General features: G+C 59.9%; 32 protein-coding genes and 1 tRNA gene. 12 read left to right on the forward strand and 21 right to left on the reverse strand.

Translation table 11 applies throughout. From position 1 onward, the window contains the following. Position 1 precedes the first annotated feature (1 nt). The 3 genes from AC1MHZ_RS12720 to AC1MHZ_RS12730 all read right to left on the reverse strand — a co-directional run bounded on the left by AC1MHZ_RS12720 (position 2) and on the right by AC1MHZ_RS12730 (position 1,186). Positions 2–400 carry a glycine zipper domain-containing protein gene (locus AC1MHZ_RS12720; protein ID WP_084855678.1) on the reverse strand — a complete coding sequence of 133 codons (399 nt, stop codon included), beginning with the start codon at positions 398–400 and terminating at the stop codon, positions 2–4. 71 nt (positions 401–471) lie between these two features. Further along, a complete protein-coding gene (locus AC1MHZ_RS12725) occupies positions 472–696 on the reverse strand; it encodes a hypothetical protein (protein ID WP_324819085.1) in 225 nt (74 codons plus the stop codon). 187 nt (positions 697–883) lie between these two features. Further along, a complete protein-coding gene (locus AC1MHZ_RS12730; RefSeq protein WP_084855677.1) occupies positions 884–1,186 on the reverse strand; it encodes an RcnB family protein in 303 nt (100 codons plus the stop codon). 117 nt (positions 1,187–1,303) lie between these two features. Here AC1MHZ_RS12730 and AC1MHZ_RS12735 point away from each other — a divergent pair, with 117 nt between their 5' ends. Next, complete coding sequence (locus AC1MHZ_RS12735; protein WP_084855676.1) at positions 1,304–1,654, forward strand: hypothetical protein; 351 nt, start codon at positions 1,304–1,306, stop codon at positions 1,652–1,654. Position 1,655: 1 nt separating this feature from the next. Here the strand turns inward: AC1MHZ_RS12735 and AC1MHZ_RS12740 are convergent, their stop codons facing one another. The 6 genes from AC1MHZ_RS12740 to AC1MHZ_RS12765 all read right to left on the reverse strand — a co-directional run bounded on the left by AC1MHZ_RS12740 (position 1,656) and on the right by AC1MHZ_RS12765 (position 6,697). Next, complete coding sequence (locus tag AC1MHZ_RS12740) at positions 1,656–2,354, reverse strand: YoaK family protein (protein ID WP_482966507.1); 699 nt, start codon at positions 2,352–2,354, stop codon at positions 1,656–1,658. Between the two features lie 16 nt (positions 2,355–2,370). Beyond that, the gene (locus tag AC1MHZ_RS12745) at positions 2,371–3,444 is read right to left on the reverse strand and encodes a PAS domain S-box protein (protein WP_482966426.1); all 1,074 of its coding nucleotides are present in this window, start codon (positions 3,442–3,444) and stop codon (positions 2,371–2,373) included. A 115-nt stretch (positions 3,445–3,559) separates the two neighbouring features. Then, on the reverse strand, positions 3,560–4,327 hold the full coding sequence (locus AC1MHZ_RS12750; RefSeq protein ID WP_084855673.1) for an SDR family oxidoreductase: 768 nt from the start codon (positions 4,325–4,327) through the stop codon (positions 3,560–3,562). Between the two features lie 16 nt (positions 4,328–4,343). Further along, positions 4,344–5,411 (reverse strand): phosphotransferase family protein, encoded by a 1,068-nt coding sequence (locus AC1MHZ_RS12755; protein ID WP_084855672.1) that lies wholly within the window; start codon positions 5,409–5,411, stop codon positions 4,344–4,346. 203 nt (positions 5,412–5,614) lie between these two features. Then, complete coding sequence (locus AC1MHZ_RS12760) at positions 5,615–5,932, reverse strand: SCP2 sterol-binding domain-containing protein (RefSeq protein ID WP_084855671.1); 318 nt, start codon at positions 5,930–5,932, stop codon at positions 5,615–5,617. Between the two features lie 54 nt (positions 5,933–5,986). After that, a complete protein-coding gene (locus AC1MHZ_RS12765) occupies positions 5,987–6,697 on the reverse strand; it encodes a histidine phosphatase family protein (protein WP_084855670.1) in 711 nt (236 codons plus the stop codon). 196 nt (positions 6,698–6,893) lie between these two features. Here AC1MHZ_RS12765 and sohB point away from each other — a divergent pair, with 196 nt between their 5' ends. Next, positions 6,894–7,919, forward strand: coding sequence for a protease SohB (gene sohB, locus AC1MHZ_RS12770; protein ID WP_482966508.1), 1,026 nt, complete (start codon positions 6,894–6,896; stop codon positions 7,917–7,919). A 153-nt stretch (positions 7,920–8,072) separates the two neighbouring features. Beyond that, a tRNA-Cys gene (locus AC1MHZ_RS12775) sits at positions 8,073–8,146 on the forward strand. A 96-nt stretch (positions 8,147–8,242) separates the two neighbouring features. Here AC1MHZ_RS12775 and AC1MHZ_RS12780 read toward each other — a convergent pair. The 5 genes from AC1MHZ_RS12780 to AC1MHZ_RS12800 are packed head-to-tail and all read right to left on the reverse strand — an operon-like array spanning position 8,243 to position 10,967. Continuing rightward, on the reverse strand, positions 8,243–9,295 hold the full coding sequence (locus AC1MHZ_RS12780) for a tyrosine-type recombinase/integrase (protein WP_482966427.1): 1,053 nt from the start codon (positions 9,293–9,295) through the stop codon (positions 8,243–8,245). Between the two features lies 1 nt (position 9,296). Then, positions 9,297–9,542, reverse strand: a complete 246-nt coding sequence (locus AC1MHZ_RS12785) for a DUF4224 domain-containing protein (RefSeq protein ID WP_482966428.1) — start codon at positions 9,540–9,542, stop codon at positions 9,297–9,299. Between the two features lie 36 nt (positions 9,543–9,578). After that, positions 9,579–10,226 (reverse strand): DUF1281 family ferredoxin-like fold protein, encoded by a 648-nt coding sequence (locus tag AC1MHZ_RS12790; RefSeq protein WP_482966429.1) that lies wholly within the window; start codon positions 10,224–10,226, stop codon positions 9,579–9,581. Positions 10,227–10,282: 56 nt separating this feature from the next. Beyond that, on the reverse strand, positions 10,283–10,483 hold the full coding sequence (locus tag AC1MHZ_RS12795) for a hypothetical protein (RefSeq protein ID WP_482966430.1): 201 nt from the start codon (positions 10,481–10,483) through the stop codon (positions 10,283–10,285). 46 nt (positions 10,484–10,529) lie between these two features. Beyond that, complete coding sequence (locus AC1MHZ_RS12800) at positions 10,530–10,967, reverse strand: hypothetical protein (protein ID WP_482966431.1); 438 nt, start codon at positions 10,965–10,967, stop codon at positions 10,530–10,532. Between the two features lie 174 nt (positions 10,968–11,141). On the opposite strand from AC1MHZ_RS12800, the gene AC1MHZ_RS12805 reads away from it, so the two are divergent. Then, positions 11,142–11,387 carry a hypothetical protein gene (locus AC1MHZ_RS12805; protein ID WP_482966432.1) on the forward strand — a complete coding sequence of 82 codons (246 nt, stop codon included), beginning with the start codon at positions 11,142–11,144 and terminating at the stop codon, positions 11,385–11,387. A gap of 134 nt (positions 11,388–11,521) precedes the next feature. Here AC1MHZ_RS12805 and AC1MHZ_RS12810 read toward each other — a convergent pair whose 3' ends face one another. The 7 genes from AC1MHZ_RS12810 to AC1MHZ_RS12840 all read right to left on the reverse strand — a co-directional run bounded on the left by AC1MHZ_RS12810 (position 11,522) and on the right by AC1MHZ_RS12840 (position 17,337). Next, positions 11,522–13,324, reverse strand: a complete 1,803-nt coding sequence (locus tag AC1MHZ_RS12810) for an NACHT domain-containing protein (protein ID WP_482966433.1) — start codon at positions 13,322–13,324, stop codon at positions 11,522–11,524. Between the two features lie 252 nt (positions 13,325–13,576). Next, complete coding sequence (locus AC1MHZ_RS12815; protein WP_482966434.1) at positions 13,577–13,846, reverse strand: hypothetical protein; 270 nt, start codon at positions 13,844–13,846, stop codon at positions 13,577–13,579. Between the two features lie 18 nt (positions 13,847–13,864). Continuing rightward, positions 13,865–14,248, reverse strand: coding sequence for a LuxR C-terminal-related transcriptional regulator (locus tag AC1MHZ_RS12820; protein WP_482966435.1), 384 nt, complete (start codon positions 14,246–14,248; stop codon positions 13,865–13,867). Between the two features lie 177 nt (positions 14,249–14,425). Beyond that, positions 14,426–14,650, reverse strand: a complete 225-nt coding sequence (locus AC1MHZ_RS12825) for a hypothetical protein (protein WP_482966436.1) — start codon at positions 14,648–14,650, stop codon at positions 14,426–14,428. A gap of 504 nt (positions 14,651–15,154) precedes the next feature. Beyond that, positions 15,155–15,397: a hypothetical protein gene (locus AC1MHZ_RS12830; RefSeq protein ID WP_197860363.1), complete on the reverse strand. Its 243-nt coding sequence runs from the start codon at positions 15,395–15,397 to the stop codon at positions 15,155–15,157. Continuing rightward, on the reverse strand, positions 15,390–16,547 hold the full coding sequence (locus AC1MHZ_RS12835) for a Nal1-like putative serine protease (protein WP_482966437.1): 1,158 nt from the start codon (positions 16,545–16,547) through the stop codon (positions 15,390–15,392). The genes AC1MHZ_RS12830 and AC1MHZ_RS12835 overlap by 8 nt, the downstream gene beginning before the upstream one ends. A gap of 79 nt (positions 16,548–16,626) precedes the next feature. Then, entirely contained in the window at positions 16,627–17,337 is a 711-nt protein-coding gene (locus AC1MHZ_RS12840) for a S24 family peptidase (RefSeq protein WP_482966438.1), read from the reverse strand. Positions 17,338–17,427: 90 nt separating this feature from the next. Between AC1MHZ_RS12840 and AC1MHZ_RS12845 the strand changes: the two genes are divergently transcribed. From AC1MHZ_RS12845 to AC1MHZ_RS12880, 8 genes are all read left to right on the forward strand, one after another. Continuing rightward, positions 17,428–17,637, forward strand: coding sequence for a hypothetical protein (locus tag AC1MHZ_RS12845; protein WP_482966439.1), 210 nt, complete (start codon positions 17,428–17,430; stop codon positions 17,635–17,637). 240 nt (positions 17,638–17,877) lie between these two features. Further along, on the forward strand, positions 17,878–18,606 hold the full coding sequence (locus AC1MHZ_RS12850) for a DnaT-like ssDNA-binding domain-containing protein (protein WP_482966440.1): 729 nt from the start codon (positions 17,878–17,880) through the stop codon (positions 18,604–18,606). Continuing rightward, entirely contained in the window at positions 18,603–19,286 is a 684-nt protein-coding gene (locus AC1MHZ_RS12855; protein WP_482966441.1) for a replication protein P, read from the forward strand. Before AC1MHZ_RS12850 ends, AC1MHZ_RS12855 begins: the two co-directional genes overlap by 4 nt. Beyond that, complete coding sequence (locus AC1MHZ_RS12860) at positions 19,283–19,492, forward strand: hypothetical protein (RefSeq protein WP_482966442.1); 210 nt, start codon at positions 19,283–19,285, stop codon at positions 19,490–19,492. Before AC1MHZ_RS12855 ends, AC1MHZ_RS12860 begins: the two co-directional genes overlap by 4 nt. Further along, positions 19,474–19,770: a DUF1364 domain-containing protein gene (locus AC1MHZ_RS12865; RefSeq protein ID WP_482966443.1), complete on the forward strand. Its 297-nt coding sequence runs from the start codon at positions 19,474–19,476 to the stop codon at positions 19,768–19,770. Before AC1MHZ_RS12860 ends, AC1MHZ_RS12865 begins: the two co-directional genes overlap by 19 nt. Next, on the forward strand, positions 19,767–20,189 hold the full coding sequence (locus tag AC1MHZ_RS12870; protein ID WP_482966444.1) for a VRR-NUC domain-containing protein: 423 nt from the start codon (positions 19,767–19,769) through the stop codon (positions 20,187–20,189). Before AC1MHZ_RS12865 ends, AC1MHZ_RS12870 begins: the two co-directional genes overlap by 4 nt. Further along, positions 20,186–21,472: a tyrosine-type recombinase/integrase gene (locus AC1MHZ_RS12875; protein ID WP_482966445.1), complete on the forward strand. Its 1,287-nt coding sequence runs from the start codon at positions 20,186–20,188 to the stop codon at positions 21,470–21,472. Before AC1MHZ_RS12870 ends, AC1MHZ_RS12875 begins: the two co-directional genes overlap by 4 nt. Next, on the forward strand, positions 21,469–21,804 hold the full coding sequence (locus tag AC1MHZ_RS12880) for a hypothetical protein (protein WP_482966446.1): 336 nt from the start codon (positions 21,469–21,471) through the stop codon (positions 21,802–21,804). The genes AC1MHZ_RS12875 and AC1MHZ_RS12880 overlap by 4 nt, the downstream gene beginning before the upstream one ends. Positions 21,805–21,806 lie beyond the last annotated feature (2 nt).

Here is a 21,806-nt window from a genome sequence, read left to right on the forward strand (position 1 = left end):
ATCAGTGGCGGTGACGACGGTGGTGGCGGTGGCCGTGGTCGCGGTCGTTGTCACCGATGTGGTTACCCAGGGCACCGCCTGCAGCACCACCAAGGCCTGCGCCGATGGTCGAACCGGTGGAGCCGCCTACCGCACGGCCCAGTACCGAACCACCGGCCGAGCCCAGGCCGCCACCGATGGCTGCTTCGGTTCGGTTGCCTTTGCGGGCACCGACCGCGCCGCCGGCCGCACCGCCCAGGCCTGCGCCAATGGCAGCACCGGTGCTGCCGCCGATCTGTTGGCCAACGATGTTGCCCAGGGCGCCACCCAGGCCGCCGCCGATGGCCGCGGTGCCGTCGCCGGCAAATGCGCCCTGGCAGAGCAGCAAGCCGAGGGCAAGGGAAGGCAGAGTCAGACGCATGATATGAACCTCAAAGGAATCATCAGGGTAAAAGTGCCGCGCCACGGCGGCGGGTCAGGTTGGTAGTGGTATCAATCATCATCGTCGTCGCGATCACGGTCGCGGTGACGGTAGTAACGGTCGCGACGGTCCCGGTCGCGGTAGCGATGGTCATCGTCATCGCGGTCATAGCGGTAGTAGCGATGGTCGCGATCACGGTCCCGCCAGCCATAGTCATCATCGTCGTAATGGTGGTAGCAGCCACTCAGCAGCAGCACGGTGGCAATCAACGAAAAGCTCGCAATACGCTTGATCACGATATAGGTCCTTGATCCGCAAAGGTTTACGGGGTACTTCGTGAGACAGGCATCGCTCGATTTGGTTTCTTGCGCGCGCAAGTTTTTCCCGCGCCAGCGATAAGCGGCATGGGTTCGATCGCGAAAGGGCCCGGGCCAGTGCCGGTGCGCAGGTCACCAGGGTTGGCGGACTTGCCCGGGCGTGGGGTCAGGTGGCGGGCTGGATGGCGAGGATCACGCCATTGGTGGTCTGCACCAGCACGTAATGATCGGCCAGGCGTACCCAGTGGCTGTCCGTTTCCGGTGCAGGCAGGCCTTTGGCGCGCCAGTCGCGCACGGCCAGTTCGTCGCGTTTGTATTGGTCCGGCGCCTTGTCGCCGATCTTCAGTTCGCGTTCGGTGTGCGGTGCGGTGACGCTTTCCTCTGGCGCACCCGCCGCGGTCGCTGCCAGGGGCAGGCAAGGCAAGGTGGCACCGAGCAGCAGGGCATACAGGGTTTGGCGTGGCTTCATGGAGGGCTCCTTGTAAGCAGGGCATGGCCTATTTGCGACAACGGTTCGCGCAGGACAATTCACTCGTGCTGGCGCCAGTGCTAGAGTCGCCTTCTTTTTTGCCCCCGAGGATGGAACATGCGAGCAATTCTGCCGATCGCCGCAGCACTGGTACTGGCCGGTTGTGCTTCAGCGACCATGGACGCCGCGCGTAACGGTTCGCCGACCGCCCAGCTCGACTCGGCCAAGACGCCCGACCTTGTCGCCCAGTGCATCCAGTTCAGCTGGCAGGAAGAGGCGGCATTCGGTGTCGATGCCAGCGGCTACCTGGCACCGCGCAAGCAGGGCGGCTTCACCGTCTATACCCGTGAAGCGGAGTCGTTCGCCGACATCTACCCGCAGGCTGGTGGGACCCGCGTCGACTACTACGCGCAAAGCAACGACACCAACGCCTTGCGCCGTCGCGCTGCCGCAGCGACCTGCCTGTGATTCAGCGCGGCATGTAGCGCAGCTGCCAGCGCCGCGGGATCTTCAGCGAAACCAGGCCCAGCAGCAGGGCCAGCAGGGCGCTGGCGAGCAGGGCGGTGCGGTCGAAGCGCTGCTCCAGCAGGACCCCGGCGATGGCACCCAGAAACATGCCGCACCAAGGGATCAACTGTACCCGCCAGCCCAGCCGGCGTTGGCCCAGCAAGGTACGCCCCAGGCCTCGGCCGAAGCGTGACAGGGCGCCGGTGACGTAGGTCAGGCCAATCGGCAGGCCATTCACTTCCTCCACCACGGCGTTGATCATGCCCATGGCCGTGACCGCCGCCAGCAGCGCGGGCAGTTGCAGCAACGCCGGCAGCAAGGCAGCCAACACCAGCAGGGCGCCGATCAGGCTGAGCAGCGGCCAGGCGCGCCGGCCGCTTTTCGCCGCGATGATCACGCCCAGGGCGTTGCCCAGGATAAAGGCGCCGATCACCAGCACCAGGCGTAGCACCAGGCCCATCTCGGCGCTGCCCAGCGAGACGGCCAGGCGGGTGGTGTTACCACTCATGAACGAGACGAAATCGCCGGTGGCCATGAAGCCGATGGCATCGGTCATGCCCGCCAGCACCGAGAGCCCGGCGACGAAATACAGCCCCACGGTGCCGCGGCGCTGCACATGGTTACGGCATTGGCCATTGGTCGACAGGCTCCCGGGCAGCATCGTCATGCTTCTCCGTCTAGCTCAGGCGAGCTTGCAGGCCGGCGATATGGGCCTGCAGGCGTTCATGTTCGTCGCGCTCGGCAGTGATGTCCTCGAACACGCTGATCAGGTGCTCGGGCTGGCCGTCGGCGTGACGTTGCAACGAGGTACGGGCACGCACCCAGATGTAGCGGCCATCCTTGTGGCGCACGCGTTTTTCCACTTCGTAACGGTCGATTTCGCCCGCCAGCATGCGTTCCAGCAGCACCAGGTTGCCGGGCAGGTCGTCGGGGTGGGTGAGCTGCTGGAAGGTCATGCCATACAGCTCTTGTTCGGTATAGCCCAACAGTTCGCAGAAGCTGCCGTTGACGCGGCTCCAGGTGCCATCCGGTTCGATGTAGGCCAGGGCGCCCCAGGCCAGTTCGAAGATGGTGCGAAAACGCTCCTCGCTCTGGCGCAGCTCCGCCTCGGCCACCTTGCGTTCGGTGACGTCCATGCTGATACCGACCATCTTCACCGAACGCCCGGCGCTGTCCTGTAGCACCGTGGCGCGCGAGGCGATCCAGCGCTGGCTGCCGTCGGGGCGGGTGATGCGGAAATCACATTCGCAGCGGGTGCCGCTGGCCACGGCGCGGGTGTACATTGCGTGCATCTGCATGGCGTCTTCGGGGGCCACGTGCACCCAGAAGTCTTCGTTGTGCCGTACTGGCCAGCCGTACACGTCTTCGACGTTGGGTGAATAGGTCACCTCGTCGCTGACCAGGTTCCATTCCCAGGTGACGATGCGCGCACCTTCCTGGGCCAGCTTCATGCGCATTTCGCTTTCCATGATCTCAGCGGTGTAGCGCCGACGTAGGTCGGTCATCGGCAACTCGACCACTTCGGCATGTTGCACGCTTTGCAGGGCCTCTTCGCCATAGCGCAGCCAGATCCAGTTGACCTTGAGAAAGTCCGCCAGCTTGCGCAGGTTGTCGTAGTCGATCTCGCCGCCGCGGGTCCATTTGTGCACGGCCGTGCGCGAGATGCCCAGTGCCGTGCCTACCGCCTGCAGGGTCAGCTTGTGGTGTTCGAGCAGTTCCTTGAGGCGAAAGGCAAAGCTGTTTTCCGTCATGGTCAGGATCCTGGGCTTGGGCCGAAGCCGGCAGTATACCTGAGCTGTAAACTTCAGGTTGACGGGTTGCGTCAACCTTTTTGTGCAGTTCCATGAGAACGGGCAAGCAGTACGGTCAGGACAGGTAGCCGCCGTCGACATTGAGCGCGGTGCCGGTGGTATAGCTGGACGCCTCGCTGGCCAGGTACAGCACCGCGCCGGCCATCTCGTTGGGGTTGGCCACGCGCTTGAGCGGGATGTGCTGCAGCGCGGCGTTGAGAATGGCGTCGTTCTTGACCAGGGCCGAGGCGAACTTGGTGTCGGTCAGCCCCGGCAGCAGGGCGTTGCAGCGGATACCGAACTGCGCGCATTCCTTGGCGAACACCTTGGTCATGTTGATCACTGCGGCCTTGGTCATCGAGTAGATGCCCTGGAACAGCCCCGGTGAGACCCCATTGATCGAGGCCACGTTGATGATGCTGCCGCCACCGTGCTCGCGCATCAGCTTGCCGGCTTCCACCGACATGAAGAAGTAGCCACGGATGTTCACGTCCACGGTCTTCTGGAAAGCGCCCAGGTCGGTGTCCAGCACATTGCAGAACTGCGGGTTGGTGGCGGCGTTGTTGACCAGGATGTCCAGGCGACCGAACTGTTCGCGGATGCCGGCGAACACCTGCTGGATCTGCTCCATCTCGCCGATGTGGCATGCCACGGCGCTGGCCTTGCCGCCTGCGGCGACGATGGCATCGGCTACGTGCTGGCAGCCTTCGAGCTTGCGGCTGGAGACGATCACGTGGGCGCCTTGCTGGGCCAGCAGGTGGGCGATGGCTTCGCCGATACCGCGGCTGGCGCCGGAGACGAAGGCGATCTTGCCGTCGAGGTCGAACAGGGTGGTCTTGGACATGCCGTTTTCCTTGTTGTCAGAGTGAGGACTTGCCGATCACCTGCAGGGCCATCTGCTCCAGCAGCCGGTTCATGTGGATGAACTGGGCGAAGCGCTTGTCCTGGGTCTGGCCGTGGTGGAAGCGGTAGTAGATCTGCTGGACGATGCCGGCCAGGCGGAACAGGCCATAGCAATAGTAGTAATCGAAGTTGTCCAGGCGGATGCCGGCGCGCTCGGCGTAGTAATCGACGAACTGGCGGCGGGTCAGCATGCCCGGAGCATTGCTCGGCTGGCGGCGCATCAGCTGTACCGGCGGTGGGTCATTGGCCTCGATCCAGTAGGCCAGGCTGTTGCCCAGGTCCATCAGCGGGTCGCCGAGGGTGGTCATTTCCCAGTCCAGCACGCCGATGATGCGCATCGGGTTGTCGGCATCGAGGATCACGTTGTCGAAGCGGTAGTCGTTGTGCACGATGCCCGGGCGCGGGTGGTCGGCGGGCATCTTGTCGCGCAGCCAGGCGATCACCTGTTCCCAGTGCGGTGCGTCTGGTGTCAGGGCTTTTTCGTAGCGGCTGGTCCACCCCTCCACCTGGCGCTGCACGTAGCCTTCGGGCTTGCCCAGGTCGGCCAGGCCACAGGCCTTGTAGTCGACCTGATGCAGCTCCACCAGGCGGTCGATGAAGCTCTTGCACAGCGCCTCGGTGCGACTGGCGTCCAGGCCCAGGGACGGTGGAATGTCCGAGCGCAGGATGATGCCCTTGACCCGTTCCATGACGTAGAACTCGCTGCCGATCAGCGATTCGTCGGTGCAATGCACGTAGGCTTTGGGGCAGTAGGGGAAGCCGCTGTTGAGCTGGTTGAGGATACGGAACTCGCGGCCCATGTCATGGGCGGTCTTGGCCTTGTGGCCGAACGGCGGCCGGCGTAGCACGAACTCCTGCTCCGGGTAGGCGACCAGGTAGGTGAGGTTCGACGCACCGCCTGGGAACTGACTGATGATCGGGGTGCCGCTCAGCCCAGGCACATGGGCCTTGAGGTAAGGGTCGATGACGGCCGCGTCGAGTTCTTCGCCGGGACGTACCTGGGTGGACTGGTCGGTGAGCGTCATGCGTTTACCTTATTATCGAGCGCGAGGACTATTGGCTAATCTAATTTCCGTAGGCCCTTGGTACAAGCGTGCCGGCGGCTCGATAGATGCCGGTGTTGGCACGCGATCAGTAGGCCTGATGAACGCTTGGCTTCAGCCAGCGGGCAAAAAAAAACCGAAGCCCATCGGCTCCGGTTCTTTTCATCGGCGAGTGCCCATGCCACTCAGGCCGGGAACAGCTCGCTGAGCTTCATCGACAGCATCATATCGCCTTCGACGCGCAGCTTGCCGCTCATGAAAGCCTGCATGCCGTCGGTATCACCGCTGACGATGCCTTTGAGGGTTTCGCTGTCCATGACCAGGGTGCAATTGGCGTCCGGGTTTTCGCCTTCCTGCAGGTCGCAGGTGCCATCCTTGACGATCAGGGCGTAGTGCTTGTCTTCGTCGGTGATGTTGAAACCGAACACCAGGTCCAGGCCGGCGGCAGCGGATGGGTTGAACTTCTCTTGCATCTTCTTGACGGCATCAGCTACGGAGGTCATGGCGCATTCCTTATAGAGTGATATTCACGTCCCCACGGGGACAACAGGCCGGGCTCATCGGTAGGTGACGAGCTCCGGCGCCCTCAACAGCTGCACATGGGCTTGGCTGTTGAAGGAAGCCAGTACCACGTCGCGGCCACGGAACTTCAAGTGGCTGAGCGACGTGTTGATGATCTGCCAGTTCAGCGCGAAGGCTTGGCTGGGGGTAATACGGGTAACCAGGTGGAGCAGGGCGGCGATAGTGCCGCCGGAGGTGAAGATGGCGATGTTGTCGCCGCTGTTGGCACCTTCGAGCACCCGCTCGAGGCCAGCCCCGACCCGGGCGGTGAACGCCTGCCAGGTCTCCAGGCCGTCGTTTTCATGCTCGCCATCGTGCCAGCGTTGCACCATCAGGGCGAACAGGCGCTGGAACTCGCTGCGGTTGCTGGCGGCGTTGCGCAGGATATGCAGCGCTTCGGGCTCCTGCGGCAGCAGGCCAGGGAGCAGGGCGCGGATCATGCCGTCGGCGTCGAACTCGTTGAACGCGGCGTCGGTCTCAAGGCCGGGCGTGCGGCAGCCCTGGGCCTGCATGGCCTGAAGGGCCAGGCGTGCGGTGTCCTGCTGGCGGCGCAGGTCGCCGGCCAGGCAACGATCCAGGCGCAGCCCGAGCTGGGCCAGGTGCTCGCCCAGTGCGTGGCTCTGGCGTGCGCCCAGGGGCGAGAGGACATCGTAGTCGTCGGCGCCGAAGGAGGCTTGGCCATGTCGGATCAGGTAGATGTTGCCCACGTAGAGGTCCGGCCGATTGGAGTTGCTGCGAGGTTAGGATGCGACAGACAGGCTGTCAACGAAAAAACATACAAGCGTTTGAAAAGGTCGTTTGAACTGTGTTGCCAGCGTTTTCCCCGGCTGGCAGCGCCCCAAGCGCACCGGTATGCTTGCAACAGTTTCGCGCCCTGAGGCGCTGGTCTATCAAGGAGTCAATGTGGAGTTTCTTGCCGAGTACGCAAGCTTTCTCGCCAAAACCGCCACCCTGGTGATCGCCATTCTGGTGGTCCTGTCGGCTATCGCCGGCCTGCGGGGCAAGGGGCGGCGCAAGTCGGGCGGGCAGTTGCAGGTCACCCGCCTGAACGAGTTCTACAAGGATTTGCGCGAACGCCTGGAATCGGGCCTGTTCGACAAAGCCCAGCTCAAGGCCCTGCGCAAGCAGCAGGCCAAGGCGGAAAAACAGCAGAAGAAGGGCAAGGCCAAGGTCGAGGAGAAAGGCCGAGTGTTCGTCCTCGATTTCGACGGCGACATCAAGGCCTCGGCCACCGAGAGCCTGCGCAACGAGATCACCGCACTGCTGACCCTGGCCACCCCGCGTGACGAAGTGGTGCTGCGCCTGGAAAGCGGCGGCGGCCTGGTGCACAGCTACGGCTTGGCGGCCTCACAATTGGCGCGTATCCGCCAGGCCGGCATTCCGTTGACCGTATGCATCGACAAGGTAGCCGCCAGCGGCGGCTACATGATGGCCTGCATCGGCGAAAAGATTGTCAGCGCCCCATTCGCCGTGCTCGGCTCGATCGGCGTGGTCGCCCAGTTGCCCAACGTCAATCGCCTGCTGAAAAAGCACGACATCGACTTCGAAGTACTCACCGCCGGCGAATACAAGCGCACCCTGACCGTGTTCGGCGAGAACACCGAGAAGGGCCGGGAGAAGTTCCAGGAAGATCTGGACATCACCCACCAGTTGTTCAAGGACTTCGTCTCCCGCTATCGCCCGCAGCTGCACATCGATGAAGTGGCCACCGGCGAAGTCTGGCTCGGCGTCGCCGCGCTGAACCGCAAGCTGGTCGACGAGCTGCGCACCAGCGACGAATACCTCAGCGACCGCGCCCGCGAAGCCAACCTGTTCCACCTGCACTACGCCGAACGCAAGAGCCTGCAGGAGCGGATCGGCATGGCCGCCAGCGGCACCGTCGAAAACACCTTGGTGGGGCTGTGGAGCAAATTCGGCCGCCTGCGCTAACACCTTGAGCCCCTTGAAGATTTTTTATGATCAAGGGGTTGCAAGGTCCAAAGAATGTAGACATAATGGCGTCCATCGAAACGCAGCAAGCTTGAAAAAGTGCTGAAGTTTCAAGGAGATAGCGAAGCGTAAGCTGCTAGATCCGAACTTTGAGGCCGAGTAGCAAAGTGGTTATGCTCCGGATTGCAAATCCGTCTACGCCGGTTCGATTCCGACCTCGGCCTCCACTATTCAAAACCCCGTAGATCTAGGTCTACGGGGTTTTTCGTTATGGGCTGGAAAACGCAGGAGTTCCGAAACAAAAAGCTAGGAGTTCCAAAACTTCAGCCTTTCGAGGGCTTGGCGATTGCTCCGACGCGACGGTAAACGCGCTGGGTGATTCCCTCTTTCGAGTGGCCCAGCAGCACGCTCGCATCGCCCAGGTCGTTGATCTCCGAGGCGGCTTTTGGACGGATATCGCGGAACTGGAACTGCGCTATGCGATTGGCCAAATCCGGCTTCTTCTCCAGTTCAGCTTCCATCCGGGCAGCCTCGCGGGCCTCGGCCCACCGATTGCGCAGCATTGGCCAGCTCATGCGCTTGCCATGCTCGTTGATGATGAAGAATGGCGATAGGTGCTGGCTGGTGCTGCGCATGATCCTATCGAGCAGCTGGCCCAGGCTGTTTCTCACACCATTCTCCTCCAGGATGATCCTCAGCCGCTTGCCGGTCTTGCCTTGGCTGACCAGCAGATAGACCCCCTCCACATCATCCTTTCGCATGGAAAGTACGTCCGATGGCCGCTGGCCAGTCAGGTACGCCAGGTCCATTGCATCCTTCAGCTCCGGTGGAGCCTTCTCATACACCGCCTGCCACACCGTTTCGTTGGCGTAGAAGTCACGCGGTTTCTCCTTGTTTTTTCTCACTCCCAGGCACGGGTTGTCCCGGGTAGTGAGCCCCCATTCCCTTGCTGTGTTGAATACGTGAGAGAACAGAGCGATTTCCCTGTTGGCTCTGGTCTTCGCCGATCGTGAGTCCCGGTACTGCGCGATCATGGCCGGCGTGATTGCGTCGATCGGCGCCGAGTCGAACACGGCGCGCAGTTGCTTGAGCTCGTAGATATTGTCTTTCTGGGTCCGGGCGGCTTTGCCCGGGATGATCTTGCGCTCGTACTCGTCGAAGATCCCTTTCATAGTTGTGAGTTCTGCTGGTGTCGCTTTGGCTTCGAGGTCGGCCCACTTCAGTTTGGCCTGCACCAGGTCGGTACCGAGTGGGATTTCCTTGCCGGCCTGATCGCGGTAGTAGTACCCGACCCATATGTTTCCGTTCTTCCTGGTGCGCTTTCGCCGGTACATGCCCGGCGGCAGATCGCGGTTCTCGGTACTTCTTGGGCGCATTTCACTTTACTCGGGAGAAATCAGGGGTCCAGGCTGGCGCCGGGGGAGGGGCGGAAGCGACGGGCACGGTGTCGATCACAACGCCGCTGAGCTTCTGGCGGGCGTATTGGCGGCCTACAAGTGGCCTGCCACCGCGACTTTCGACGAAGTGCCAGCCTTTTTCTGTGAGCCAACGGCGCTGCCACGCCCTGGGTTTGTAGCCGGTGATCTCCACCAGCTCTTCGTCCGAAAGAATCTCGGTTTCCATGGGATGGTCTCCACGCCGCCGGTGGCGGCAGGTTGGTTATTCGTCGTCGTCTTCGTCGGTGCGGCCGGTAACTTCCATAGCGAAGGCTCGCCACTTCGCCTGCTCGGCTTCGTTCATCTTTCCCCATGGCCCCGCGCAGTCTTGCTCTACCAGCTCGCCGCCTTTGAGCTTGAGCGTGCCGCAGTTACTGCCTATGTCCTCGTCAGCGAACAAGACCGTGATTTCTTCGGTCGGATGCAAGGCGGAAAGGGCTTTGAATACTGGTACCGGTGCATTCCAGGCCGTATCGAAGGACAGTGAGCAGCCTTCAACATCGATCTTCTGGCTATAGGCGTTCCACTTGGTGCCCCAGGCCTGGCGACCGAAGTCCATGTCGTGCATGAACCCGCACTTTCGGTGATTGCGTAGCATCTGGACGAACTGCTCGAAGCTTTCCTCGCTCAGCTTCGTCACGGAAGAGGTTTCACGGCTGTGGCGCTGCATGCCGGCGAGCATTGGGTTGTTGCTCAGGGGCAGATTGATTGCTGCCTCAGCTGCGGTTTCAGCTGCGCCGCAGACGCAATCCCAAGGGAACTCGCCCTCAAACTTGATGACCTTGCCGAAGTCGATCCGGCCGTCCCCGTTGATCAGCGATACGAGGACGTGAGCTGGCGCGCTGACTTTGTTGGTGATGTGGTTTGGCATGGCAATAGCTCTCCATGCCCGCGCATGTCGGCGGGCTTGAGTAGTTAGGGGAGGGGTTAGGCTTCGGTGATCGGCGCGGGAATGGCCTGGGCCTTCCACTCAGGATCTAGCTTCCAGGCAATGCAGGGCGGTTCGGTCTTGCTCTTGTAGCCGCCAAGCCAGTAGAAACCGCTGTGCTTGGATGTGCCGCAGATGCTGCAGGTGTGCCAGCGACCGAAGTCCCGATAAGAGAATGGCTGGTACTGGTGGTTGTTCACCGCGGCCCCCTGTAGATCAGGTAGGCCATGTACATCAGGGGCAGGATCATGGCGTCACCACTCGGCGCACCCAGCTCACATAGGGTCCGTCTTCGGTGTCGAAGATCTCCAACAAGAACCATTCAGGTCCGGGTGACTGAGGATCCCATCCGACGCATCCAGAGCAGTTCGATTCGATATCCCAGTAGGGATGATCTTCGAGGCCGTCCGCATCCATGGAGCGCTGCTTGAGCTCGAGCTTTTGCTCCTTGAGCCAGGCGTCAAACTTCCCAACGTCTTCGTCGAATTCAGGTACGTCAGGGTGGTACCACCATCCATCTTCATCGCGGATGACCTCGACAGGCCCGAATCGCTTAACCTGGTGTGTCGCGCACAGCGTGACGTAGTGCACGTCGCTGTACTCACCGCCGCCGCTGCTGTACTGGATTTGGCACCCGCAGTGCGCAGGCTTGCCGTTGACGAACGAAATCTTTTCTTCGGACATGACGATTCCTCGGCCGCCATATCGCGGCAGAAAGTTGTACAGGAAGGGGGTGGGGTATAGCTTTGCGTTCCGGTTGTCCGATTCAGCTCACATATAGGGCTTGAGCGGTTGCGGCCCGGTCACCATCCGCTATGGTGGCGGATAGGTATAAAACTAAGGTCGTAGGAGGGCGGCATGAGGATTCGCGGTGATGTGTTCTGGGGTTGGGCAGACCCAACATTGAACCACCGGACTCATGACGAAACGCTGAGTGATGGAACGTTTATCGACGTCCAAGTGCGGCTGTCGCGAACTGGCAGCACGCAGATGTTCATAGGTGTTTATGGGCCCAGTGGAATGGCCATCCATGAGGAAGCGTTCGACTCACGACCTGGCGAGTCGATGACACGACCTCAGTCGTACCTACATGCAGGCGTGTAAACGCGCCAATGGAGGTAACGATGAGGTCCAGCAGGCCCAGCCATGAGCTATTCAGCGGGGTCGATTCGCCGACTGGCTTGATTTAAGCCGGCAAAAAAGGTGTGATGGCTATAAGCCAGCACGCACGCCCTTTTTTACTTCTTCCGAATAAAGATATTCTTTTTCTTTTCTTCAAGCCTTACGGCTTGCTCGGCATCTCGTATCATTATCTCCATTTCCAAAATGGCCCGGGATAGGACACTGAGGATACCCTCAATGCCGAAGACTGCTATATACTGAATGAAGTTTACTTCATAAAATGCATGCGCGGGGATATCTTGGGCGAAATTCCCATACAGCTCTTTTGTCAAACTCTGATTATCTGGTGACTCGATTGTTCTGTCAAGATGGGTGTAGATCAATCTGTCGATCATTTCATCCCATGGGACGGCTGATTCGGTACGCCAAATCCCCCTCACTACGCAGAGTTCGATTTGCGGTTTATACATGATCTTCAGGTTGGGGTAGTGCTCCTTGAAATAGAGCTTTATCTCTTGCTCGTCTCTGTTGGTAACCAAAGACTCCAGTTTCTGCAGCGTGCCTGGAATGTTTGGTAGCACAAGCAGCCGGGAGTAACGTATGGAATCGATGGCTGCCAAGAAATGCAGTGTGCCTTCCCAATTCGCTGTGCCGGGCTTTACAATCTCGCTGTAAAAAAGCTCGGCTACCTCGTCGGTGGAGTTTTTTATAAAAGCTGCTGAGAAATAATCAAGTATGCTTTTATGTAAGAACGTAGTGAGATCTAAGCCCTCCTCCAGCATCAGGCAGGCGACATCTACGAGATCCTTTTTGAATTCTTCCTGTGTGCAGGCGCAATCATTCGTATACTGAATGGCTTCATCGAAGGCAGCTGAGAACTCTCCACGCTTTAAGGTCCTGCCATATCCTAACTGGACAACCATAAAACAGAAGGACTCAAATAATTTCTGCAGAAGTCTTTCGCTAAGATTTGTATTATGGGGGCGGGCAAAGCCGGCTTTGAGGCCGTCATGTTTTGTAAAGACGACATGAAATAGCTTGTCGAAAAATTCAGGCAGGGTAGGCGGGATATGGTTTTCGCGCTGATAGACCATTACCACTAAAGTGAGCATTAGTGGAGTACTAACCACTGCTGTCAGTGAACCCTTGATGATCGCGCTGATTAGAGCTTCGCGGCGCTCTATCGGTAATTTCAGTCTAGACAAAAAGGGATCATAGTCCTCAATCGCGAGAGGTACTAATTTTGCCTGTGAGAATCCCGCTGTTTTGTGAATTGCTGTATTCGGTCGCGAGGAAACAACAATCTGTAGGTCCGTGAATTTTCCTTGAAGGCTACTGATTTCTCGAAGGGTTCGTACTACGCACTCTTTAGGTATTTCGTCAAAGCCGTCAAGTAGCAGAAGCACCTTTCCGGACTTCGCCAGATATTCGAATGTCTCGCTTGTAGCTGCTGTAAGTCCAATTGATGTAAAATATTCATCAATGAGGGTTCTTAGTCTCGTTTCCTTGTCTATATTGCGCAGCTCTAAAAGAACGGGTACCTGTGCGGGGCTGTGTTCGCAAGTCGCCTGAGTTGCGAGGTACCGCATAAAAATCGATTTGCCTTGCCCCACGGTGCCTTCAATAATCAGATGCGTAGTAGGCAGGTCTTTTGCAAAATCAATAGCGATTTCTTGGTGTTGGAAAAGAATTTTTGATGGATAATAAAATTCATGCAGACCGATGTCTTCATTAGGAGACCACATCGTTCTGACGTTTTCGAGCTTCGCTATCTTGTGTCCGATTTTCTCGAGTTCGCGATCAACGTTCCAGTTACTCAGAGTAGACTTTACCGGACCTTTGGCGCTTTGATAGAGGCCCTTGAGGACTGGGGATAGAACTCGCGTTACTGATAGCGCAGATATCGTCACAGCTTCCATGGTCACTCCTTTAAATAAGACGTCCTTAGCACCTGGTTCAAGGGGTCGGACCAACAAGATTAGGATCTTACCATCATCTACTCTCAGTTGACCTAGATAAGACGCGCCCTGAGCCTGTCGATACGCAGTGGGGGAAGTAGGACCAGCGGGCGACTACTTGCTACTGCTCGGCTCGCTAGCGTAGCGGCGATTGAGTCAGTGTGCCGCCATGGGGCGGGAAAGCATCTAGTATAAAAACTCCCTGATAGGCTGCTAGGAGGTTGCTCCGGCTTTGGAAGCTGCACCGGCCTCCATCACATCCACAAAGCGCAGGGCGGTACGGTAGCTGTAGGCGAAGCCCTGGACAGCGCCGGTAGTGATCTCGACCACATCCCAGGCGCCGCCCCTGCCGCTGGCCTGGTAGCGCGGTGCGGGTTGACCAAACTTGTCATGGGCTTCGGCCCGTGCCGACTGACTGCGCTCAAGCAGTGCTGCGAGCACGGCAAGTTTCTCCCCGAAAGCGGGGTGCATTGCTGTTTGCATGGGGCGTCCTCGGTGAAATCAGGCGTGGAGCTCGAAGGCCTCGGCCTTGCGAACGATTCGAACTTGGGCGGTGCGCCGCTCGGGCGCTCGACGATCGCGGCGCATCGGGTCGCTGTCGTCGATGACCGCGTGCATTGCGATCAGGCCGGCGAGGGCGATGCACAGGGGGCTGATGATCTGGCGACGCATGGCTTCGGCCACCAGAGCGGCGCGGCGGGGCACGTCCAGCTTGAACATCGCTGCGGCGAGTCGCTTCTCGACGGTGCCCGGGGCGATTTCGAAGTGCTTGGCTATTTCCTTCGTGGTGAAGCCCTGGGCAACGTCAAGCAGGCATTGCAGTTCGCGAGGCGCCAGGCCTCGGCCGAGGTGGCCTATCCATGCGCCGATGGTGATCGTTTCCATGATGTGTCTCGGGTATGGGCTGCATTGGTGGCCACTCTCCGGGGCAAACCGGGTGTCGGGACGCCTCACCAGATGGGCGAGGCGCTACCCACGCTCACAATTCGCGGCGATCAACTCGCGTTCAGAGTGGCTACCGATGCAGCCTGGGGCGGGGGCCAGGTGATCGGGCAGTTAACGTCAGGCTGACGTGGAGCAGGCTTCGAAGGCGGCGCGCTCCAGCTCCATGCATTGCTCGTAATGGGCCATCGCGATCGGCATGTGATAGCTGTCCAGCGGCCATTTGCTGATGATGCATCCTTGGCCGGCAGGGCAGTGGAAGACGAATAGCTCGCCCGCGTCCTTGTCCATTTCCATGCTCACTTGGGCGCCGCTATCGAAGCGGTCTTCGATAATCGTGGTCATCTTTAATTGCTCCGATACCAGTTGATTTCCCGTCTGGCCCTCGCTGGAAGGCCAGCCAGTGAAACCTGCCGCGACCCGCTACTGGCGTCAGTTGCGCGGCAATCTTCTGGTTGTTCCTCCAGCCGCGGTGCCCACCCGCTGGATAACTGCATTGGCGCTTTACGCTGCACGCCCGGGTCAGTTGCCAACCCTCTGGACCGTTGAGGCCTGTCCATCGCTGCCTTTGAATCTGGGCCGGTGTCGATCCGGCAAGGTGTGTCGCTAAAGAGCGGTTCGGCTTGAGGGCCTTCCGAGGGGCTGTGTAGCACCTCGATGGATGTAAATTTAGAAAGTTAAACCAGCGGCGTCAAGCGCTTCGTTTAAATAACTAAACCATTCGGTCGAAAGACCACCGCGCAGGCACAAAAAAACCGCTCAGCGGCGGGCTAGAGGAAGGGGGAATTCAAGGCGCCAGGCCGGCGCGCGGATATGGAAAAGCCCGCCGAAGCGGGCTTTCAAGACTGCTCAGGATGCTCGGTAATTGGCGACCGGTCTAGGGGCGACTTCCCGAAGAACATCAAAGCCATCGATCGACGCAGGTACACGACTGATCAGGTAGCTGAACTCAGGCAGCACAGTCACTCGAATAGCGAGCGGCCTGCCAGGCCTGAAAAAAGTTGCAATTGATACAGACTGCTGCGAAGGCGGATCAATCGCCTTGAGCAAATGGTCCGCAGCGAGCAGCAGGTCTCCTGCTTCGCTAGACATTGTGACCTCCTACTAGGTTGGCCTCCAAAGCTTCCAGAATTGGCCTCAAGGGCAACATGAGTGATTTTGCATTGCCCGGCGCTGATGAGTCTGGCCCACCAGCGAAGATAAGTCCAACCGCAGCTATTGGGCGATCGAGATCATCGACTTGCACCACCAATGATCCAGAGTCACCTCCTAGCGAAAACTCGGAGCCAAAGCCATGAATCGAATAGACGTTGCCAAACCACATCTGGCTACTGAACCCGTGCCGCTGGGCGTGATAATTAACCCCGGCAGGCCTAAGCTCCCTACTTACGATTTGACCACGAGTCAATCCTGTGGTTCGACCCACTTTGGCGACCCTCATTCCCTCCGCAGGATCAACGACTCGAGTAGGAGTGTCATACTCATTACCCTGCATCGAGCTGACATTCAGCGCGTCTTTGATCCTGAAAATCGCAGCATCTGTGTTTGCCGAGATGTCGATGTTGCCTACTGAGCCATGATGCATTTCCAGTGCGCGAACATGAAACCCAATTGTGAAAGGGTCAATGCCGTTTGCTCTGACGTCTATCACGCCTGGTGCCAGGATTGGGGTTGCAAGCTCGACGTGGCTGCAGAGAGCACTAACATGATTGTTGGTCAAGCCGTGAAGGGTTCCGTCAGCCAGCGTCACCAGCGCGCCAAGCGTTCCCGCAGAGGGATCATTGCCTGGGGAAATGGAAGATCCGCACGTGTAATGGCGCCCCGCGGGAGATACGTGAACAGAATAAATAGCGCCCTGCGAGCTGACATCCCCTTTGCCAACATCATCAATAGTGCCTTGAGGGAAGCTGATGCCATGCCTGCTCAGGCTCGACGGCAGGGACTTGAGCTCTTTCTGCGTAACCTTGCGCTTGGTGTAGACGTAGATCATTCGGCTAGGAGAGTTGTAGGCGATGGACTCTACACCTCTCTGGCGGAGAATCACCTCCGCTTCGTGCGGCAACGGAATCATTGGGACGTTGGCAAGGTATGCGCGATCAACATCGGGCGGAAGAGCGTGGAGCAGTCCCTTGCTTATGGCCCAACGAGCTAGGCCGCTGGCAGCTTCGTACGTCGAAAGAGGCGAAGCTGCTGGATCATTTTCTACTTCAAGCTCGTGAGCCACCAGAGGTTGTTGCTGCATCTCTTCCACCTTTCAAGTGCTTGGTACGACTCGTTTAAATCAGACCAAGCATGTCCATAGTTGTAGTTGGCATTTATTTTTATAACAAAACCGAATACCAAAACACCTTACCCAGCACGCTGATGCCACTCTCGGCCAGCTGCTGAGCGGTATATTCCTCATCCGGGTGCTCGTCCTGGTTGAAGCTACGAAAGCGGAGGCCGCCACCCGGCATCCGGTAGAGCGTCTTCACTCGCAGCTCGCCGCCGTGATCGATCGCGTACATCTTCCCGTCCTTCACTGCTGTAGATGCTCTGTCGACGCCAACGGTGCTGCCGTCCGGTAGAACCGGCTCCATGCTGTTGCCATGCACGGTCACGCACACGGCCTGGTCAAACTGCACGCCCTGGTTGCGAAGGGTCTGCTTTCCGAAGCGGAGCTTTCTGCTGCCCGACTTCTCGATAACGGTACGTCCCGATCCAGCGGACAGTTCAACTTCCTTGAGGAACGGCACGTATACCTCGTCGTCGTCCAGCGGTGTTTCGTCGTCCCAAACGGAGATTGGGCCGAGCATGGTGGCGTTGGCCCTACGCTCTGGCTCATTGTCAGGTGGATTTTTTCCATCAGTGAGCCATTCGGGCGCACACCGCAGCACCTTGGCCAGGGAGAGCAGGTTCTTTCCGGTAGCCCCGTTCTTTCCATTCACCCAAAAGCTCACCGTCCCTTTCGAGACGCCAGTTAGCTTGATGATGTCGGCAGCAGTCAGCCCCAAGGCCTTCATGCGCGACTGAAGTCTGTCTTTGAATTCCATATTTAGGATCTTAAACATTCTTTGGTTTAGGTGTTTGCATTTGTGATGTTTAAGGGTCTAAACTTCGAGGCATGCAAATGGAGACAAAAAATGACCTATGACGACGCCCTGAAGCTGTTTGGTTCAGGGAAGGCAATTGCTGACGCGCTCGGCGTTACTAGAAGCCGCGTCTCTCAGTGCCGCGCCACTGGCGGGTTCTCCTACCCAATGCAGTGCGTGCTGGAAAAGGAATCAGGCGGAAGGCTGATAGCCAGCCGCAAAGATGTCCCCAGCTGCGGTCCGGAAAAGAGCGCCGTTTGACGAGATGAATTATGCGTGACCTGGCCTTGCGCCAGTAGTGAGACCGTCCTGCTGTTCATCCGTCCAGTACCTGAATTGCAGGCATAAAAAAACCGGGTGGCAGCCCGGCTTCTTCAACAACACATCGAGGTCGATTATGCACCGCACAGTCGATGCAGGCAATACCGCGCATTCCACGTCAGTTTCATGGCTCTCGCCGAATCTGACGCGTCAGGCTTTCAGTCATGGAGGGCGTCTGTAATGGCTCGTATCCGCACCATCAAGCCGGAGTTTTGGACCAGCGAGCAAGTCATGGAATGCTCGGCGATGGCTCGACTCCTCTTCATCGGGCTATGGAACTTCTGCGACGACGCCGGCAACCACCCGATGTCGCCGAAGACCATAAAGGCCCTCGTTTTTCCCGGTGATGACATCACAGCGTTGACAGTCGAAGGGTTGATCGGCGAGCTGGTGTCGAACCGCCTGATCAGCCTCTATGAGGCCTCGTCGAAGCAGTACCTTCACGTCAACGGCTGGCACCATCAAAAGATCGACAGGCCAACATTCAAGCACCCCAATTTCGTCGAGTCCTCGTCGAGTGATCGTCTAGATGATGGCGAAGACTCGTCTAGCGATGATCGAGGCCTCACCCCCGGAAAGGAAGGGAAGGGAAGTAATACACACTCACCGCGCGAGCCCTTCGCGATGTACCTCGACTGGGTTCCAGATCAATCGCAGCTGGAGGCCTATGCCAAGCGTTCAGGTGTTCCTATCGCAGAGTTCTCGAGCGAGGCCATCGGCGGGTTTGTCGTTCATCACGATGCCAAGGGTGTAGCGCAGACAGAAAGCCAGTGGATTGCAGCCTTGGTCGGCTGGATCAAGCGCGATTTCACGAAGGCGGCCAAGGTTGTCCCGCTGCGAAGCGGTGGCGGTGCGGCGACGTTTGACGATCAAGACACGTCCTGGATGAGTCAGGAGGTCGGCCAGTGAACCAGGTATCTGTCGTCACCCACGGCCTGTGGGCCAAGATTCAATCGGGTCAACGCATCCCAGTCGGCTTCGAACTGCCGGCGGACGTGAAGGCTGAGCTCAACCGCAAGACCGCCACGGTGATTAACGACTTGTTCCGCGATCTGCGCTCGATCTGCACCGCCTGGAAGCAAGCCTGGCCCGATCAGGCGACCTATAGCGCGTCGAAACAGCAGTGGTTGACCGCATTCCTTGAGGCCGGCATCAACAGCGCCGATCAGTTGCAGTTCGGGCTGATGCGCTGTCGACAGTCCGGCACCCCATTTATCCCTCCGCCTGGTGAATTCATCCAGTGGTGCCAACCCTCGCCAGAAATGCTTGGCCTCCCAGCGCTGAATACCGCCTTCCGCGAGGCATGCCGTAACGCTCACCCGGCCATGGCTGGTCAGGGCAAGTGGAGCCACGACGCGGTATGGCACGCCGCCAAGGAGTGTGGCTTCGAGAACCTGAACAGGCTGCCCGAAGACGCCAGTTCGAAGCTGTTCGAGCGTAATTACACCATCGCTGTTCGCCGGCTGATGGCTGGTGAGCCCTTACAGAAAATGCCGCTGGCACTACCGGCCAAAGTCGCCGCCAGGCGAACCCCGCAGGTTGGCAACGCTGCGCTGGCCGCCATTCGTGCCGCAAGGAGACAAGCATGAGCATGCTGCTCACTCCAAACCCCGCTGAGTACCGCTACGCGCTCTACTGCCGCAGCGACAAGCTCGATATTTCCTATGGCGCCCGGGAGCCCGTGGCGTTGTACCGCGAAGAGGCGTTGGCCCAAGCGCACGGCGCCCGGATGTGGCCCGGCGCCTTCACCGTCATCGACCTGCAAGGAGGCGATCCATGCGCCAATCCAAACTGACCAAGGCCGCCCGTGGTCGCGACTGCCAGGTGCGCATTCCAGGCGTGTGCAACGGCAATCCCGAAACCACCGTCCTGGCCCACTACCGCATGGGCGGCACCTGTGGCGTTGGCTTTAAGCCGAACGACCTGCAGGGCGCCTGGGCGTGCAGCGCTTGCCATGATGCCTGTGATGGCCGTAGTCACGTCGTTGATCGCGACACCGCTCGCCACTACCACGCCGAGGGCGTGATGCGCACCCAGGCCATTCTGGCACGCGAGGGGGTATTGGTCGCATGAATGCTCAGCGCCCCCCGTTTCGCAACCCGGCCCGCGCCAAGCCCGTCGACCGCGAAGGCCAGGAGCAAGCAGCGCTGATGCAGGAGCTGCGACTGCGCTATCCCGAAGCCTATTCGCTGATCTACCACGTCCCGAACGGCGGGCATCGGGTCAAGGCTGTGGCCGCCAAGCTGAAAGGGCAGGGCGTCAAGGCCGGCGTGCCTGACCTGGTCCTGCCGATGGCGCGCGGTGGTTGGTTCGGCCTGTACATCGAGTTCAAGGCCGAGCCGCCGTTCGATGCACCGGTCTCGCCGAGCCAGGATGCGTACCTGCAGAAGCTGCACCGTCAGGGCTATCTGGCCGTGGTGTGTCGCGGTCGCGTTGACGCGATCCAGACCATCCGCAACTACCTGCTGCAGCCCGCCACGGTGGCGGCATGACGGCGGTCATTGCGTTCTCCGACGCCGAGCTGCGCCGCCGTAGCGAAGACCCGTCCGCCGTGCTGCTGCGCGATCCCCGCCATCCCGGCCTGCGCTTCCGGTTCACCGAGGCCCGCCCGCGTGGCACTTGGTACCTGGTGGTGCGCAAGCGCTGGCATCGGATCGGTGCCTATCCCGACCAGTCCACCAAGGTGGTGCTGGCCGCGCTGCCGGAGATTCGCCAACGCCTGGCCACCGAGGCACCGGCCACCGTGTCGGGCTGGGAGCAGGTGGGCGAGCTGCTGGCCTGGTTCGCCGATCGCCTGGAGCGCAACCGCAGCCTGTCGGCCAAGCGCAAGGCCACGGCCAAGTCCGCCATCACCCGGCACCTGATCCCGCGCCTGGGCGGCCTGGCCCTGACCGAGGTGAGCCGCAGCACCCTGGACCGTGACCTGGTGTGGCCGCTGCAGGAGCAGTTGTCGCTCGAGTACGTGCGCCTGGTGTTCGGCCTGCTGGCCGATGCGTTCAAGAAGGCCCAGGCCCTGGGCATGATCGCCAACAACCCCATGGCCGGGATGCGCTTCAGCGATTTCACCAAGGCCCGCATCAAGCCCAAGGCGGCCCGCTTGCGCGCTGTGCAGATCGAGGACCTGCTGACCCAACTGGCCGAGGTGATGGCCCAAGCGCCCGCTGACGCCATGCTGGCCCTGCTGATGCTGTGCCACGGCAACCGAGTCGGGGAAACCCGCAAGGCCCAATGGCCGCACATCAGCCTGGCCACCCGCCGCTGGTACCTGCCCGCCGAAAACACCAAGACCCGAGTGGAGCACTCGCTGCCGCTGACGGACCAGGTGTGTGCGTTGCTGAGCAGATATCGCGAGGTCCAGCAGGCCCAGGGCTACACCGGCCGCTACCTGTTCCCCGGCAAGTCGGGTCAGTGCCTGAGCGAGAAGCAGGCCGCCGAGGTGTTTACTCGCATGGGGCAGGGCGAGTGGACCAGTCACGACCTGCGCAAGCTGGCCCGAGGCTGCTGGGCCGACCAGGGCATCGACTTCTTGATCGGTGAACTGCTGATCAACCACTCCATGGGCCACAACGTGCAGGTGTACATCCAGACCACCGCCGAGGAGCGCAAGCGCGCCGCCCTGGAGCAGTGGCACGCGTTTCTCGACAGCAAGGGTTTCGACCGCATCCACGGGAAGAAGGAGGATAGAAACGCAGATTCGGGTAATGACCCACACCCCGTGCAGCACAAGGCCTGCGCCGGGATTCAGGAAACAACCATAGGCGAGGATTCGAAATGACAGGGAAGCGCCATGGGCCTGCCTTCCGGCGTGAGCTCAAGTTCATCATCGAGTGCAGCACCTGCTGCGGAAAAGGCATTTACACCGGCCTGTTTCACCAGATGGAGTGCCCTCAGTGCCTGGGGTCGGGGTGGGTTTGCGGGCACTCACTGAAGCCTCTTGCGGCAAGCGACATCGTTCCGGTGCTCAATAGTCGTCTCAAGGACGCTCTGGCTGAAATTGCAAAGGCCAGGCAGCTGCTTGGGACGGGCAGTTCGGGCCAAGGACCAGAGCAGCAGTATCACGAAAACAACCGACGCGGCGCCGGCGGCACGAACTACACCGGGGATTGAGG

The sequence above is a fragment of the Pseudomonas sp. FA-1 genome, from assembly GCF_056856075.1.